We start from the raw sequence: 14,919 nt of genomic DNA, 5'->3' as shown, positions 1-14,919 counted from the left end.
ACTGTATGAACCTTAAGGGAAGCTTAAATTTTCGACATAAAGCGACATTTGCTATAACCTTCCATCTAACCTCAGTACATCAGTTGACCATCTACATACTTGCTCAGCATCATGTGTAATCACTAGAATCGCTTTGCCTTGCTTCACATAATCGGAACACCATACCATCAGACGCTCCATACTACGATAGTCTTGACCGGCTGTGGGCTCATCTAGAATGATAACATCAGGGTTCATAAGACCTGTAGATGCAACGCTAAGTAATCTTTGCTCACTCGTACTTAGAAGAAGAGGATGCTTATGTTGATGTTCAAGTAATCCGAATTGTTCTAATATGCTTTCACCTTGAGCCAGAATAGACAATGGCGTCTCCTGCCATGGCTTCAGACCACTCATCATTTTGAGTCCAAATACACATTCTTCAATGACGGTTTCAGCAACAAATTGATGCTCTGGATTTTGAAATACATAACCCCTAAACTTGGCTAACTCATAGGTTGAACATGTAGATTGATCTCGCCCATGGAACATGATTGTCCCCTTTCCTGTGGGTAACAGCCCAGCTATAAGCTTACCTAGCGTAGTTTTACCAGAACCATTAGCCCCAAGTACAGCGATTAAATCACCTGCAAATACTTTAAAGTTAACATCATTAAATAGATGGAGTGGTTCAGTAACTTGGCTATCACTTGATGAATAACGAAAGGATAGATCCCGAACTTCTAATAATGGTGGGCAGCTCCCGCTCTTTGGGGAACATTGATCGATTGATTGCATATTGCTTACATGATCTTCAGAATGCCCTTTAGATTGCTCTTTAGAATGCTCTTCAGATGGCCAGCACCCTAATTGGATGAGGCTATGCTTATGTTCTTCAAGCACCTCTTGAGGCGAACCATTCGCTATAATAGAACCTTCGTTAAGCACAATTAATCGCTCAGCTAACTCGACTACCGCCTTCTCGAGTCTTGTTGACATGGTTAGAATCGTATGACCTTGCTTATGTAATTTGACTAATGTTGCAATGAATTGTTCTGCTGCAGGACGATCTAAACTGGCAGTTGCATCATCAAAGATAAGAATAGTAGGCTGCATCGTGAGCACAGAAGCTATAGCTATACGCTGCTTTTGACCACCAGATAATAGATTCGTTTGTCGATTTCGCATATCGGATAAACCAACTTCTACAAGTGCAGCATTAATGCGAATCCTAATTTCTGCTGGATCAACGAGCAAATTCTCTGGACCAAATGCCAGTTCATCCTCCACAATAGCGTGAATAAGCTGTGCATCTGGGTCTTGAAACACGATTCCGAATGAAGAAGCTGACAAGGTAGGCACGGCGTGTAAGACAGGTAAGACAGGTAAGACAGGTAAGACAGGTAAGACAGGCAAGGTTCCTGCATCCCTCAGTTTATCTCCAGCTCCACTAAGCCAAATCTCACCATCGAGTTGAATAGCCGAATTAGACTGATGATTAAGTAGACCTGTAATTAGCTGACAAATAGTTGTTTTTCCCGAACCACTTGGACCAACTAACGATACCCATTCACCCTGTTTAACATAGAAATTAATCTTATGAAGTGAAGGCTTCAATTCCCCTTCGTGGGTATAACTCACGTTATGAAACTGAATATCTATAGCTTCCTCCACTTAACTACACCCCTCTTCGCTTACCTATCTCAAACTTTTTAAGCAATCCCGTTCGAGCCATTGCATCACCAATCCATTTACTTAACATACCGCATAGCACTACACCACTCAGGCATCTAACAATTAAAGTGATGATGATGACGCTTGTATCCCATTTATAATAGCCATACATATAAGCTGCAAATACAAACCACAATGGTACAGCACAAAGACTTGCTAACATGATGCTTATGTAACCCCAGTTTTTGTATCTAAATAAGAAGAAGACAAGTTCTACCATCAGTCCATAACAGATTGCTGCAATAAAGGCTGAAGCCATACCATAGCTGATACCAAGTAAGGTTTGGACAGTAGCTCCGATAAGAAAGGTAATCATCGCAGAGCCAGGCTTACGAATGATATAGATGGCTAGTACGCCATAAATCATATACAAACCAACAATTGTCGATGTCGCGATCGGCCCACCTATTGTCGTTAGAAATTTATTGAGAAATGCCATGTAATTCGTCATCACACCGTTTGCAACTGCTAGTAGTGCCATTAACACGATGTCTAATGTGGTAAAAGTTTTCTTAATGTTCACCTGAATATTCCCCTTTACTTAATTAAATTACCCACCATACAATGACGCCAATTGTGACAACCACACTCAATAAAGTGAATATAATTGCCATTGTTGAAATGTGCAAAGTATGAATATAGGATCGCTCACGATAGGTGCCAAAGCCTTTGCTATCCATCGCATCGGCCGTCTGCCCTACGCGGCGTACTGCATGTATAAATACGGATACAACAAATCGTTTCCACCAATACATACGATCTCGCAGCCCTACGGGTTTACCCATTCCTCTCATTCGTTGTGCCGACCTGATAAGTGCTGCCTCTGATTCGAGCATGGGCAGGAATCGAAGAGCAATGCTGATCGCAAATGCGAATCGATAAGGTACTTTCAGCTTCTGAGCTAGAGCCAGCACGACATGCCTAGGATCTGTAGATGTGATATACAGCAAGGATGCTAATACAAGTGTTACAAACCTTAGCGTTATAGCAGCTGAATAATTCAATGCTTCAGTTGTAAGCATGAACGACCCCAGCTTAACAATGACCGTTTCTCCCGGAAGAAATAGCAATTGAAGAAAGAAATACGGTACACCGAACCAGAATGGAATTCGCATGCCTCTCCACATCGATTGCAAGGTTAATCCTGCTAATGCTCTACCTATCACAACGATAACAAGTAATAAGCTAAGCTGTGACGGGCCCGTATCGAAAACTAGTGCTAAGATCGATACACAAACTAACCAAACAAATTTGGAAAGTGGATCTATCCGATGAAAAAACGATTGACCACGTTGATATTGATAGATCATGTTCACCTTTCCCCTACTTGATTTTTACTTTTATAGTATCTACGAATACAATTTTATTGTCAACCAATAAATTAGTTGAAGGTTAACAATAGGTGAGTCATAAATTATTTAATAATACAGATAATTACATTCATTTTGTCGAAGCAAAGTGGTAGAATGTTAAGCATCAATTGTACTTAAGACATTGTAATGGATGTGTAAACATGAATTTATCATGGAAAAGAAATCTGTATGTACTTTGGACAGGGGTTTTCTTCTGTAGTATGGCATTCTCAATGTCTGTACCCTTTCTCTCATTATTTATTAGTGATGAATTGCATGTTGAGACGCATTTAGCTCTGTGGGCAGGTGTATCCTTCGGCATTACATTTCTAGCTAGCGCATTAATTGCGCCCTTCTGGGGTTCGCTGTCGGATAAATATGGACGTAAACCGATGCTGCTTCGCTCAGGATTTGCACTCTGCGCGATCTATGTGCTAACTTCCTTCGTACATAATCCTTATGAACTTATAGCTGTCCGTATATTATCAGGACTTCTGGCTGGCTACGTCCCTGCAGCAATCGCACTTGTCGGAACGAAACGAATACACCTGAGAACAAGGTTGGTTATGCACTTGGTATTATGGCAACTGCAAGTGCGTCTGGCAGCATCATTGGTCCAATGGTTGGTGGTATATTCAGCGGATATTTTGGTTTTCGAATGACCTTCCTGCTATCTGGTGCTGTCGTGTTGATCTCGGCTTTAATTGCGCTTTTTGGCATAAAAGAAGAGAAATTTGATCGCAGTCGAGTTCGTTCTCATGTACTTGATGATCTGAAGCAAGCTTCTGCCAACCGCCCGTTGTTCAATCAGCTAATTGTTGTCATGATTATTAGTGCCTCCATCATGCTGATCGAGCCTCTACTGGCCCTTTATGTGCTTGATATGGGTGTGTCCAAGAGTGACGCTTCACTAAGCTCAGGTATCATCTTCTCAGCCGTTGGTATTGCCACCGTTATCGCTGCACCACAATGGGGCAAAATTGGCGCGCGAATCGGCTATCGTAATACCCTCATGATCGGCTTGCTTGGCGGAGGAATCGGTAATATCCTGCAGATCTTCTTCCATAACTTAATTGGATTTGGTGTGCTACGCTTCATCTATGGTCTATTTTTTGCAGCGGTCTATCCATCCTTGAACGCACTGATTGTTCGAGCAACAACCCCTGAATTTAGAGGTAGAGCTTTTAGTCTTAATCAATCTGCTAACCAGCTAGGCACTCTCGCTGGTCCGATCGCAGGAGGCGCATTAGCTGGCGCAATTTCGATCCCACTTGTTTTTGTACTTAATGGTCTTCTACTACTCACTACGGCTGGTACGCTTAAAATGAAAGATCGCAAGAGTGCTGCTAACGTAAAAGACACGTTATCTGGTTAAAATTCATAGAATTGATACTCGAATTACTCTATAAAGAAGCCATCCAGGATACCTTGGATGGCTTCTTCTATTCTATATTATGTAAAACTAAGTGAAATCAAACAAATTACCGATCACAATGATTACGGTTATAATGGCAGATAACCTGCATTCCCGTGAAATTATAACGAGGAATGAGGAAAATGTTACCTTATCGACAAACCTAATACTTAACAAAGTTCTGTTAAACATCATGAGCGAAATAAACTTATGAACACTTTGGTTTTCTTAAACAACTACTATATTATTCGAGAATTGTTGTATTATACGTATAATTCGAACGAGTCTATTAAATGGAGTTTTAAGAATAATAGAGTGAAGATCAGGTTCTTTAATGAAAGACTGAAAGTATTTGAATTGCTATCTACTTCAGAAGAATTTACTATTTCTGATATGGCACCCCATTGGGGAAAGCTAGGCCAGCGATTCAGTTATAGTAAAATGCTGATGATTGGACTACTGGGGGGCGGTATCGGCAATCTACTGGAGCTTGCGACGCACAACCTGATCGGCTTCGGCATTTTACGCTTCAGCTACGGATTGTTTTTTGCCGCCGTATATCCGGCTTTGAACGCATTCCACAATACGGTCAAAGGCCTGGCAGCTGTTTATACCATCATTTTCTGTAAAGCTTTCACATAACGTGATCTCGCAATGACAAAGTAGACGGTCTGGGCGACCAGAAAAGCCAGTGCTACTGTAAAAGTAGCCGAATTGACATATGAGATCTTCATATATCCCAGTACAGGCTTCAAAACCACAAACGTTTGTATCGTGGATATCGGAATCGGAATAAAAAAGATAAAAGCAATTTGCTTCGTAGCCGCCGCGCTCATTTCTCTGCTGCTCAGCCCGATCTTGGAAAGTGCATGGTACGTTCGGCTGTCGGCGGATAGCTCAGTATGAAGCTTGAAGTACAAAAAGCTTGCCGTCGAAATTGAGAAGATCAAGGCGATAAAAATCCCGATAAAGCTGAACACTGAGGTCGTATCTTTCGTGCTCCAGTATTTGTCGGAACGAACCGTCAAATGATTAGCACAATTTGGACAGCCTGGGACGCTGCCCCGGTTCTCGTCCATTTGCTTCTGATTCCATGCGTACAGCTCTCTGCCGATCTTGGATTGCTCATCTTGCTGTGAGGGAAGCTGTGTCCAGGAAGGTACATGATAGAAATACCGTGATCTGGCAGGTAAATCAGCTGTTAATTGGGTAAAGAAAGCATCTTCAACAATGAGCATAACCCCTGCATTACTAACGCCTCCCATCTGGGGCATGCTGATTTCCTGCACAATCGTAATGCTGGACTCGGTTCCCTCAAGCTTTAATGGCTGCCTTGGCAAACGATTTGAGCCCGGATAAACCGCCACAGCCGTTTGCCAAGGCAGATGCCGCAACGGCGCTACCTCCAGCAAAGTTGCCAGTTCATTAAACTGGCTTGCCCGAACAATCTCTACATCGCTACTAGTTGTTGGGTCGTGGGCATAATTCCGCAGCATGGCGCCAATAGAGTCTATCCGATACCGCTCAAAAGCGATGCCCGCTTCCTGCATTGACTGCTCAATAGTCGCCAGCTCCGCATCGATATGCTCTGGCTGAAATACGTCATATTTGAAAGCAAATTTATTGTTCAAAAACTGCTGCTTGTTGTCTTGATCAACGGCCAGTACGAAGCCTGCGCTTATGCAAGCGATCGAAGTAACAACCGTCACCAGAAACAGCATTCTGGCATTATCCTTCAGCTTATAGCTGATCTCGGAAATCCATAGCAAATTAGTGCCGCGCCATACACGCTTTCGATTTCGTTTGAGCAAACGAATGATGAGAACTGACAGCTGGGAGTAAAAGAAATAGGTGCCGGAAATGCCGGAAAAAGCGGCGATAATCAGAACTTCCGGAGATAGAGTGCCTTTGCCAAGGACCACAAAACCAATAGTCAGCAAAATTGCGCCCAATATGGAAAGCCAAATCGAAGCTTTCGGCTCCCGCTTCGGTCTGCTGCTGCCCTTCAAAAGCTCCAGCACCCGGTTTTTGCGAATAAACAGCAGCGTAAATAGCGATATCGCCATAAATAAAGCAACAAAGCAGCTCGCCGTCAGTACAATTGCCTTCACTGGCCAATAAAAGGCCAGCTCGTTAATATCGATCATTTTTGTACTGAACAGCAAAAACAGCTTGGACAACAGCAGCCCGCCGGCGATTCCGGTGACAATGGAAACTGTGCCGATGATCATATTTTCCAAAAAAATCAGGCGATTAATTTGTCCTGCCTGTGCGCCCAGCATCATTAAAATCCCAAACTCCTTATTGCGGGACTTCAAAAAAGCGCTGATCGAGTAGAGCACAAAAAAGATCGCAAAAATAAACACCACGTAAGCGGCAACCTGCATGCTGATTAACGTCAATACGCCCATCGGCGCCCGCCGAATTTCAGGATGATAGATGAAAACGGCAAACGTAAAAAAAATCATCACCATAAATGCGCTGCTTAATAAATAAGCCATGTAAGCACGGCCGTTGCGCCTGACATTATTAAACGCGAACTGAGGAAAATTCATTCATATTCCCTCCCCAGAAAGACAAAGTATCGATGATTTTCTGAAAAAAGGTTTGCCGATTTTCCCCGCGGTGAATTTCCGCAGCCAAACGCCCATCTTTAATAAACACAATCCGATGGCAGTAGCTGGCTGCGAGCGGATCATGAGTGACCAGCATCAGCGTAGTGCCCTGCTGTTCATTGATGTCGGCCAGCGATTCCATGACAACTTTCGAAGAGGTTGAATCCAGCGCTCCTGTGGGCTCGTCAGCGAGCAGCAGCGATGGGGCCGCGATCACCGCCCTGGCTATGGCAGTCCGCTGGCGCTGCCCTCCAGATATATCATACGTCCGTTTGTTTAATATCGATGTAATGTTCAAACGCTCGGCAATTTGCCCCAGCCTCTCTTCCATCTCCGACAGTCGATAGTTGTCCAGCGTCAGTGGAAGAACAATATTTTCTGCGACAGTAAGGGTGTCCAGCAGATTAAAATCCTGAAATACAAAGCCAAGCTGCCGGCGACGAAATAATGCCAGTTCCTTTGCTCTTAGCTGAAAAGGATTGCTACCGTTAATTAGCACCTCGCCGGAGCTGGGCTCATCAATCGTGGAAACCATATGAAGCAGTGTTGTTTTTCCGCTGCCTGACGGTCCCATGATACCTACAAACTCCCCTTGCTCGATGGTCAGATGTATATCCGTTAATGCATGTGTCACGACTTTTCCCGGGTATACTTTATTAAGAGCTTTCACTTGCAAAATACTCATGCTTTTCATTCCTTTCAAAGATGCGGATCATTGGTACTTTCTCTATTAATGTACCTTATCAGCGGCGTGGGAACTATCGATTTACCTTAATTATAGCTTACATCACAGTTAAGTTTATGTTCGCCTTTACGTTCGGTAGCCTGCTCAAATTCATTCCGTTCTACTAAACAGACAGGAAAAGAAGTGCAGGAACAATCAAAGTTTCCTGCACTTCTTTTCCTGCCCATATGGCAGTCAGGCTATCTTCTTAAACCAAATCAGAGGAGTTTCAACCCTTAATGGCTCCTATCAGCATTCCTTTCATAAAATATTTTTGCAAAACTATGTGCGATGCTGAAACAACAGGGTTACGGTCGTACCTGCTCCCGGCTCTGATTGCAGTACAACCTCGTGTCCGAGTCGTCCGCACACCTCTTTAACCAAATACAAGCCCATTCCGGTAGATTCGTGATATTGTCTCCCGCGTTCCCCTGTATAGTAAGGATGAAACACGCGATTTAAATCCTCCTTTTCAATCCCGATACCTTGATCCTGTACGGTTAGTTTACACGATTTACCCAGCTCTTCCGCTGAAATCGAAATCATTTTGCCTGTCCCGATGGTGTAGTTCAAGGCATTGACCACAATTTGATCCAACAAAAATCGCAGCCATTTCGCATCGGAGTACACCTTCAACCCCTCCCTGATTTGGAGCAATGGGGTAATACCCTTGCGGATAAACAGCTTGCGGTTGCCGGCAACAACCTGATTGGCGATCTGACGCAGATCTACGGCTTCGACTGAGAAATCATGCTCGAACCGGTCAAGCCTGGCGGTGTACAAAACCATTTCCAGCCCTTTGCGCAGCCGGTCCAGCTCCTCCTGGATGCAGTCGGCAGCCGGCTCCTCTAGCTCCTGCAGCAGCAGTTGAATGACGGAGATCGGCGTTTTCATCTGATGCACCCAGCGGTTCATGAAAACGAGATGCTGCTCGTTTCCGCTTTGCTGCTGCTGCAGCTGGTCCTTGAAATGCCGGTCGTAGCTGCGCAGCAGCTCATGGACCGCATCGGACAGTGGCGCCTCATCCATAGGCTGTAGCAACTCCTCCTGTGCAGCATGCGGCTCTTCCAAGCGCCGATACATCTCCCGATGCTGGTAGTATCGGTAAATCAAATATAATGCAAGTACAACCGTGCTTAGCAGGAAGCCGTATAAGACGATCGCAAAAGGCCGTCCCTCTCCGGCAAGCCAATAAAGCAAAGGAACTAATGCAACCTGAACCGAATAAAACAGCAGCAAAGGAACATGCTCCTTCCAGAACAGCTTCATTGCAGGTCCTCCCGCCTTACCGCAAGCTTGTAGCCCACTCCCCGGACCGTTTCCACCCGATCTTCAGAGCCAAGCTCCTTCAGCTTTTTGCGCAGCCTTGTAATGTACACATTTAAGGTGTTGTCATCGATAAAATGATGATCTTCCCACATCAGGTCCAGCAGCTTCTCCCTGCTCACTGCCCTTCCCTGCTTCAGCATAAGCGCCTCCAGCAGCTGGCTTTCTTTCACAGTCAGCTCAGCTCCATGGCCCGCGTAGCTTACGACGTAACGCTCGGGATACAGGATTAGCTCGCCGGACTCCAGCCTCTTCTCTTCCTGGTTTGAAGCGTATGCTCCGTAAGCTCTGCGCAAATGGCTGCGTATTTTGGCCATGACGACCTCATAGTGGAAGGGCTTGGTTATGTAATCATCCGCCCCGTTCTCCAGCGCCATCACCTGATCCATCTCATTGTCCCGGGCGGATATAAATAAAATCGGGCAATGCGAATGCGTACGGATTTGTCGACACCAGTAGAAGCCGTCATACTTGGGCAGGTTTATATCGAGCAGCACCAGATCCGCTCCATATTCCTGGAACTCCTCCAGCACATGATTGAAATCGACTACCTCCCTCGCTTCGAATCCATACTTGGACATGTAAGAGTGCAGTAGGCTGGAGATTTTCGCATCATCCTCGACAATGAATATTTTGTACATAAGTCCAGCTCCTTTTTCCAACTTGAAAGCGAAACCAAATGGATTCCTTTGCGTTTAATTATTTTAGAAGGAGTGATTGAATATGAATCTTATCAAGCCCTTAAAGCATTGTACTGCTTTATCTATTTTCCTTGCAGGCGCCCTTGCTCCCGGGCTTCTTCCGTAATCGCAGCAAAGAAATCGCTGCTGCGCTTGGAAGGAATGTCTTTGCCGTACGGATGCCGATGGGTGAGGGCCCATTTTGAAAAACGCATTGCGCCGCCGTATAGGCGTTTGGCTTCCATTGCAGGAACTGGGCCGCGTTTGGATGAACGCTCCGTCGCGGCAAGTCGCTTGGACGGAATTAGTTCACCGGTCTGTGGATCTAACTTGCCGATACAAACCTGGCGGCTGCGTGATTGCTGTTTTGATTTATCCCAGTAGTTTTCGGACTCGTAGACGTATGTAATTCCGTTAGTTTTGTTTTTCAAATAGACCAACGCCATGCTGTCATCTCTCCAATCCACGTTATAATTATAGCGTGAATTGGAGAGATTTGGCGAGCCATTTTCGCCCAGAAAGCCTGTCGTTACAAGATTTTTCCTCATTCCTCGTTATAATTTCACGGGAATGCAGGAGATAACCCTAAAGTAAGTAGGATCGTTATCATACTCCTTAAGAATGACTTCGTATTCACAACACCATGCAGGCCCATTACTCCAAGTAATAGTACGAATTACGTGGTATACAAGACGAGATACAATGGATGTATACCTAATATGTTAGTCGCAAATAACATAAATCTTGTGGATGCTGCAGCCATAAGGAACTAAACGATGCAGAGTAAAGAGAGAATAAAAGAACCCATGTTTATTATTCTTTTCATCATCTCTTACCTTCTAATTTCGCCCCTGATGCCCCATGGCTTTTCATCATGGCCTTCATCCCGTCGGTCGCTTCAACTGTTCCATCGGGCATCACCCATACAGCTTCGACTCCATCCTTGCTTTGCACGAGCGACCAGCTCTGATCAAAAGGGATAAGAAAAGCAGCTGTCGATATAAAATCCGCTACTCCCGAATCTCTTGTCACGATCGTGACGGCACGATAATATTGTCCTGGCATTAGTGTCTTCGGATCGATCAGATGATGATACGATTTCCCGTCCACGACATAATACCGCTGATAATCTCCACTGCTGACGACGGAAGCATCGTTAAGAAACACGGTATCGAGCAGATTCTCCTGCTCCATAGCGATAAACTTATCGGGGTGCTGTATGCCAACTCCCCATCGCTGACGAACACCATCCAGCGGTTGGCCAATAGCACGAATATTACCGCCAGCGCTGATCATACCAGACACTAACCCTTCCTCCTGTAGCTCATTTGCCACCAGTTCTGTAGCAAATCCCTTGGCAACCGCTCCAACGTTAAGACTCATTCGTTCATCAGCCAAGTATACAGTGCTATTCGCCTTATCGACGATAACCTTATCGAGGTCAATATGCTCGGCGGCTTTCTGAAGCTCTTGAATCGGAGGGAGTTTGGCATTCTCTGGATCATCTATACCTTCTTCCCGATAATCGTGCCAAATCTGAAGAACAGCTCCCATCGCAATATTCGTCTCTTCACCAGTGCGCTGATACCAATCCTTTGAGAAAAGAATCAAGTCAATGATATCTTGATCGACTTCAACTGGCTTGATCCCGGCTTGATCATTAATGGTTTTGATATTGTTCACACCATCATAATCATTGTAAATATCATATTTTTTGTGGAGATCTCGAAATCGCTCACGAGCCTTCTCAAAATATCGCTCAAACTCCTCTTCGGTTTCCGTATAAGCAACAACTTGCGTCAGTGTATCAAAAGAATCAAAGAAGCTATCACTGTATTTATGATATTTGCTGAACTCGATATCTTGCTTATGTTGGCAGCCAGATAATAAAAGTGTCACCACCAACAACAAAGTGAAATATTTTCCCCTTTTATTCATAGAAAATCACGCCCTATCCAGATAAAACTCCCCCACTTGCGAATGGAGGAGTTTTATCATTATCAAACCGATATTATCATTTATTATTTTGCATTCTTAAAGGATTCTTCAAGACCAGCGATGTAATCTTGCACCGAAACGGTTACCGAAGATGTAAGCTCTGCAACATCTGGAACAGCAGGATGAGCATCATCTACCTTCTTCGTTTTCATCCCTTTAATCTCATCTACCGATTTGCCTACCATCCATTTAGCCAATGCGTCCGCTTGCTGAAACCATTCTTTTTGGATTTTGGAAGCCTTGATCATACCATACTCGTTGCCAAGTTCAACCTTTGTTTTTTGTTCTGCGTTTTTATCTGAAGTTACTTTACCTTCTTTATCAAAATTAATTTTGGTTTGGGCATTGTCAATCAATGTTCCAACTACTTTACCGTCTTTATCAAACGCTGTTGCAATCATAACTGTGTCTACTTGAGCTGTCGGAAGTACTTCCTTGCCATCCTTATTTCCAAGCCCTTTGGATTTAGCTATCGTGATGTTGTGACCAAGACCAAGCTTCTCAGCGCCTTTGCCAACTTCTACAGCGTTTTTATATGCTTCTTCAAGAGCTCCAACATAATCCTGCACTGTAATTGTTACAGAAGATGCAAGCTCAGCAACATCTGGAACGGAAGGATGAGCATCATCTACCTTCTTCGTCTTCATTCCTTTGATCTCATCAACTGTCTTGCCAATCATCCATTTACCAAGCGCATCTGCTTGCTGGTACCATTCTTTTTGGATTTTGGAACCCTTAATCATGCCATAACCTTCGGCAAGCTCAACCTTTGTTTTTTGCTCAGCTTTCAGATCAGTGGTTACTTGAAGATCTTCCTTATATTCGATTTTGGATTGTGCGCTATCGATAGCAACTTTAACAACCTTGCCATCTTTGTCAAAAGCAGCTGCTACGATCACTGTATCCACTTGACCCTTCGCAGGCACTACCTTGCCATCTTTGTCTTTACCCATATCCACAGATTTCGCGATAGATGTAGACTGACCAAGTCCAATCTTAACAATTCCTGCTTCAGTGGATGTTGCTGGTTTAGCTGCTGGTGTAGTTGCTGGTGTAGCTGCTGCAGTCTCTTGCGGTGCTGTAGTCGGTGCTGCAGTTTCCTGAGTCTTAGAACAACCTGCAAGCATGGCAGCAATCATCGTCGATACGACTAAAATAGATAACGTTTTTTTCATAATTATCCCCCTAATGTATAATAAACTAATCAATTCAAGTGAATATTATCACATACTTCGATTACTAATAAGTGAATTAAATCACAAAGATTCGATAATAGTCAAATTATTTACTCAACATGTGTGCGATGGTTATTCAAATGATATGGTGGTCCTTTCCCCATTCCTACTCACCTAATCTATGGTACAATTATATTTAAGAGGATATCAATAATTTACTAGGAGGTTCTAAATTGATTAAAGCAGTTGTATTTGATTTTGATGGATTAATTATTGATACTGAAACCGTATGGTTTCAAGCCTATGAAGAAGTATTTCAGAATTACAATGTAGAATTTCCTATAGAGGTATTTACTAAGTGTATTGGAACTGATAATGGCGTATTGAATCAGTATATCGATGAAAAGCTAGGAGAATCCTCCAGAGAAAATATTAGAAAACTAGCAAAAGAAAGCCACAAATCCAAAATGAAGAGTGTGAAAATAAGAGATGGTGTAGAACAATATTTATCTACTGCCAAACAATTAGGATTAAAAATCGGGCTGGCTTCAAGTTCCTCTCGAGAATGGGTGGAAGATTATTTGATAAAGCTTCAAATCTATGACTATTTTCAGGTTATTAAGACAGGCGACCAAGTAGACAAAGTCAAGCCAGATCCTGCTTTATATTTACAAGCAATAGAAGCTTTGAATGTAAATGCCTATGAAGCTGTTGCTTTCGAAGATTCAGCGAATGGCGCAGCCGCAGCAATTGCAGCAGGGCTAAAATGTGTGATCGTTCCTAATGAAGTAACCCAATCTATCAAGTTTGGAAAATATGATTTAAGAATTAACTCCATGAGTGAAATGAATTTAGAACAGGTCATTAAACATTTGGAGCAAAACTCTTAATAAACACATGAAAAAACTGGATAGAGATTCAGATATAATTTCTGATTGCTCTATCCAGCTTCTTTATGAGGTCACCTCGAATCATCAATTTCGGGTTGTCTTACTTTTTTAATCAATCATCCCGATCCTCCACTCTTCATTTTCCTTCAATAGTACAAACATGGGGTTCCAATCGCTTCCTCCTTCGTACTCCATGGTTGTATAAACAATCGCCGTCTGATCATTATCTTTAAATTCAAAGCTACGAATTTTCATTCCGAGAATAATTGGATAAAGGTAATCTTGATTAAGTGAATTATTATCACTTAAGAGGTTTAGACGAGATTCAACATCACGCAAATTAGTATATTTCATAAACATATTCAAGATCCGAACAACATCACGTTCGTTTCCAACATACTGATTTTCGTCCATATATTCTGGTTTTCTAAGCTCTACTGGCGTAAATACAAGAATGGGCGCTGGCTCATATTCAATGACAACTTCATCTAACCTGTACAATAACGCTTGTTGAGTGTCCGTTGTAAGCTCTAGTAAAGCTGTATCTGTAATGTCACCATAACCCATCATCTGAAAATTTGCCGATACAATCTTTGCTTTCGGAACTTCAGTAGCCTTTACTTTGGTAGAGAGATAAGAACGATAAGTTATTGAATCCTTAAGATTAATGGACTGAATAAATCGATGAATCGTTTCGATCTTATAATTATTACCTGAAAACCCTTTAACAAAATCCTCAGGCAGTTGAGCTTGAACCGTTTGTTTACAGCCGCTAAGGATTATTAAAGCAAACAGCAAACTGATCATTTTGTACATTTACATACTCCCTCAATTCCACAACCTTGTTTCCCCTACTCTCATGCTCGAAATCCACTTTTGACCCTTAAGCTTGAGTAGTTCTTTAGTTGGACATGTAACGACAACACCGTATAGCTTTATCCCATTCGTTTCCAGGTACTGAATTTCCCGGTCAATGCCCCATAAGACCCTTTTTGAAACTTGATTGGAAATTCTCTTTTATTTATGTAAAAA

The 14,919-nt window shown here is 43.1% G+C and carries 12 protein-coding genes and 3 pseudogenes; 3 read left to right on the top strand and 12 right to left on the bottom strand.

Features of this window, described 5'->3' with window-relative positions; all coding sequences use genetic code 11:
• Positions 1 to 51: 51 nt before the first annotated feature.
• The 3 genes from AC1DOK_RS12410 to AC1DOK_RS12400 all read right to left on the bottom strand — a co-directional run bounded on the left by AC1DOK_RS12410 (position 52) and on the right by AC1DOK_RS12400 (position 3,023).
• On the bottom strand, positions 52 to 1,653 hold the full coding sequence (locus tag AC1DOK_RS12410; RefSeq protein WP_477554592.1) for an ABC transporter ATP-binding protein: 1,602 nt from the start codon (positions 1,651 to 1,653) through the stop codon (positions 52 to 54).
• Between the two features lie 4 nt (positions 1,654 to 1,657).
• Positions 1,658 to 2,194, bottom strand: coding sequence for an ECF transporter S component (locus tag AC1DOK_RS12405; RefSeq protein ID WP_477554746.1), 537 nt, complete (start codon positions 2,192 to 2,194; stop codon positions 1,658 to 1,660).
• 64 nt (positions 2,195 to 2,258) lie between these two features.
• Entirely contained in the window at positions 2,259 to 3,023 is a 765-nt protein-coding gene (locus AC1DOK_RS12400) for an energy-coupling factor transporter transmembrane component T family protein (RefSeq protein ID WP_477554591.1), read from the bottom strand.
• Positions 3,024 to 3,226: 203 nt separating this feature from the next.
• Here AC1DOK_RS12400 and AC1DOK_RS12395 point away from each other — a divergent pair.
• Positions 3,227 to 4,440: pseudogene (locus tag AC1DOK_RS12395) on the top strand (MFS transporter).
• 435 nt (positions 4,441 to 4,875) lie between these two features.
• A pseudogene (locus AC1DOK_RS12390) lies at positions 4,876 to 5,055 on the top strand (MFS transporter); the annotation flags it as partial.
• Between the two features lie 32 nt (positions 5,056 to 5,087).
• On the opposite strand, the gene AC1DOK_RS12385 reads toward AC1DOK_RS12390, so the two are convergent.
• The 7 genes and pseudogenes from AC1DOK_RS12385 to AC1DOK_RS12355 form a co-directional block, all read right to left on the bottom strand.
• On the bottom strand, positions 5,088 to 7,034 hold the full coding sequence (locus tag AC1DOK_RS12385) for an FtsX-like permease family protein (RefSeq protein WP_477554590.1): 1,947 nt from the start codon (positions 7,032 to 7,034) through the stop codon (positions 5,088 to 5,090).
• Positions 7,009 to 7,779, bottom strand: coding sequence for an ABC transporter ATP-binding protein (locus AC1DOK_RS12380; protein ID WP_477554589.1), 771 nt, complete (start codon positions 7,777 to 7,779; stop codon positions 7,009 to 7,011). The genes AC1DOK_RS12385 and AC1DOK_RS12380 overlap by 26 nt, the downstream gene beginning before the upstream one ends.
• Positions 7,780 to 8,100: 321 nt before the next feature.
• Complete coding sequence (locus AC1DOK_RS12375; RefSeq protein WP_477554588.1) at positions 8,101 to 9,087, bottom strand: sensor histidine kinase; 987 nt, start codon at positions 9,085 to 9,087, stop codon at positions 8,101 to 8,103.
• On the bottom strand, positions 9,084 to 9,785 hold the full coding sequence (locus AC1DOK_RS12370; RefSeq protein ID WP_477554587.1) for a response regulator transcription factor: 702 nt from the start codon (positions 9,783 to 9,785) through the stop codon (positions 9,084 to 9,086). The genes AC1DOK_RS12375 and AC1DOK_RS12370 overlap by 4 nt, the downstream gene beginning before the upstream one ends.
• 125 nt (positions 9,786 to 9,910) lie before the next feature.
• A pseudogene (locus tag AC1DOK_RS12365) lies at positions 9,911 to 10,270 on the bottom strand (IS1634 family transposase); the annotation flags it as partial.
• 379 nt (positions 10,271 to 10,649) lie between these two features.
• Positions 10,650 to 11,762, bottom strand: a complete 1,113-nt coding sequence (locus tag AC1DOK_RS12360; RefSeq protein WP_477554586.1) for an FAD:protein FMN transferase — start codon at positions 11,760 to 11,762, stop codon at positions 10,650 to 10,652.
• 83 nt (positions 11,763 to 11,845) lie between these two features.
• Complete coding sequence (locus AC1DOK_RS12355) at positions 11,846 to 12,997, bottom strand: hypothetical protein (RefSeq protein WP_477554585.1); 1,152 nt, start codon at positions 12,995 to 12,997, stop codon at positions 11,846 to 11,848.
• 236 nt (positions 12,998 to 13,233) lie between these two features.
• Between AC1DOK_RS12355 and AC1DOK_RS12350 the strand changes: the two genes are divergently transcribed.
• Positions 13,234 to 13,887: an HAD family hydrolase gene (locus tag AC1DOK_RS12350; protein WP_477554745.1), complete on the top strand. Its 654-nt coding sequence runs from the start codon at positions 13,234 to 13,236 to the stop codon at positions 13,885 to 13,887.
• 108 nt (positions 13,888 to 13,995) lie between these two features.
• Here AC1DOK_RS12350 and AC1DOK_RS12345 read toward each other — a convergent pair whose 3' ends face one another.
• Together AC1DOK_RS12345 and AC1DOK_RS12340 are read right to left on the bottom strand one after the other, a co-directional pair.
• The gene (locus AC1DOK_RS12345; protein WP_477554584.1) at positions 13,996 to 14,703 is read right to left on the bottom strand and encodes a hypothetical protein; all 708 of its coding nucleotides are present in this window, start codon (positions 14,701 to 14,703) and stop codon (positions 13,996 to 13,998) included.
• Between the two features lie 12 nt (positions 14,704 to 14,715).
• The gene (locus AC1DOK_RS12340; RefSeq protein WP_477554744.1) at positions 14,716 to 14,898 is read right to left on the bottom strand and encodes an anti sigma factor C-terminal domain-containing protein; all 183 of its coding nucleotides are present in this window, start codon (positions 14,896 to 14,898) and stop codon (positions 14,716 to 14,718) included.
• Positions 14,899 to 14,919: the final 21 nt, after the last annotated feature.

Source organism: Paenibacillus sp. P5_B5 (genome assembly GCF_056400365.1).
This window is presented reverse-complemented; position numbering and strand designations above follow the sequence as displayed.

Excerpts from the sequence above, each read along its gene's own strand:
- AC1DOK_RS12405 (WP_477554746.1), bottom strand. The coding sequence starts at position 2,194 with ATGGCACTACTAGCAGTTGCAAACGGTGTGATGACGAATTACATGGCA.
- AC1DOK_RS12400 (WP_477554591.1), bottom strand. The coding sequence starts at position 3,023 with ATGATCTATCAATATCAACGTGGTCAATCGTTTTTTCATCGGATAGAT.
- AC1DOK_RS12385 (WP_477554590.1), bottom strand. The coding sequence starts at position 7,034 with ATGAATTTTCCTCAGTTCGCGTTTAATAATGTCAGGCGCAACGGCCGT.
- AC1DOK_RS12380 (WP_477554589.1), bottom strand. The coding sequence starts at position 7,779 with ATGAGTATTTTGCAAGTGAAAGCTCTTAATAAAGTATACCCGGGAAAA.
- AC1DOK_RS12375 (WP_477554588.1), bottom strand. The coding sequence starts at position 9,087 with ATGAAGCTGTTCTGGAAGGAGCATGTTCCTTTGCTGCTGTTTTATTCG.
- AC1DOK_RS12370 (WP_477554587.1), bottom strand. The coding sequence starts at position 9,785 with ATGTACAAAATATTCATTGTCGAGGATGATGCGAAAATCTCCAGCCTA.
- AC1DOK_RS12360 (WP_477554586.1), bottom strand. The coding sequence starts at position 11,762 with ATGAATAAAAGGGGAAAATATTTCACTTTGTTGTTGGTGGTGACACTT.
- AC1DOK_RS12355 (WP_477554585.1), bottom strand. The coding sequence starts at position 12,997 with ATGAAAAAAACGTTATCTATTTTAGTCGTATCGACGATGATTGCTGCC.
- AC1DOK_RS12345 (WP_477554584.1), bottom strand. The coding sequence starts at position 14,703 with ATGTACAAAATGATCAGTTTGCTGTTTGCTTTAATAATCCTTAGCGGC.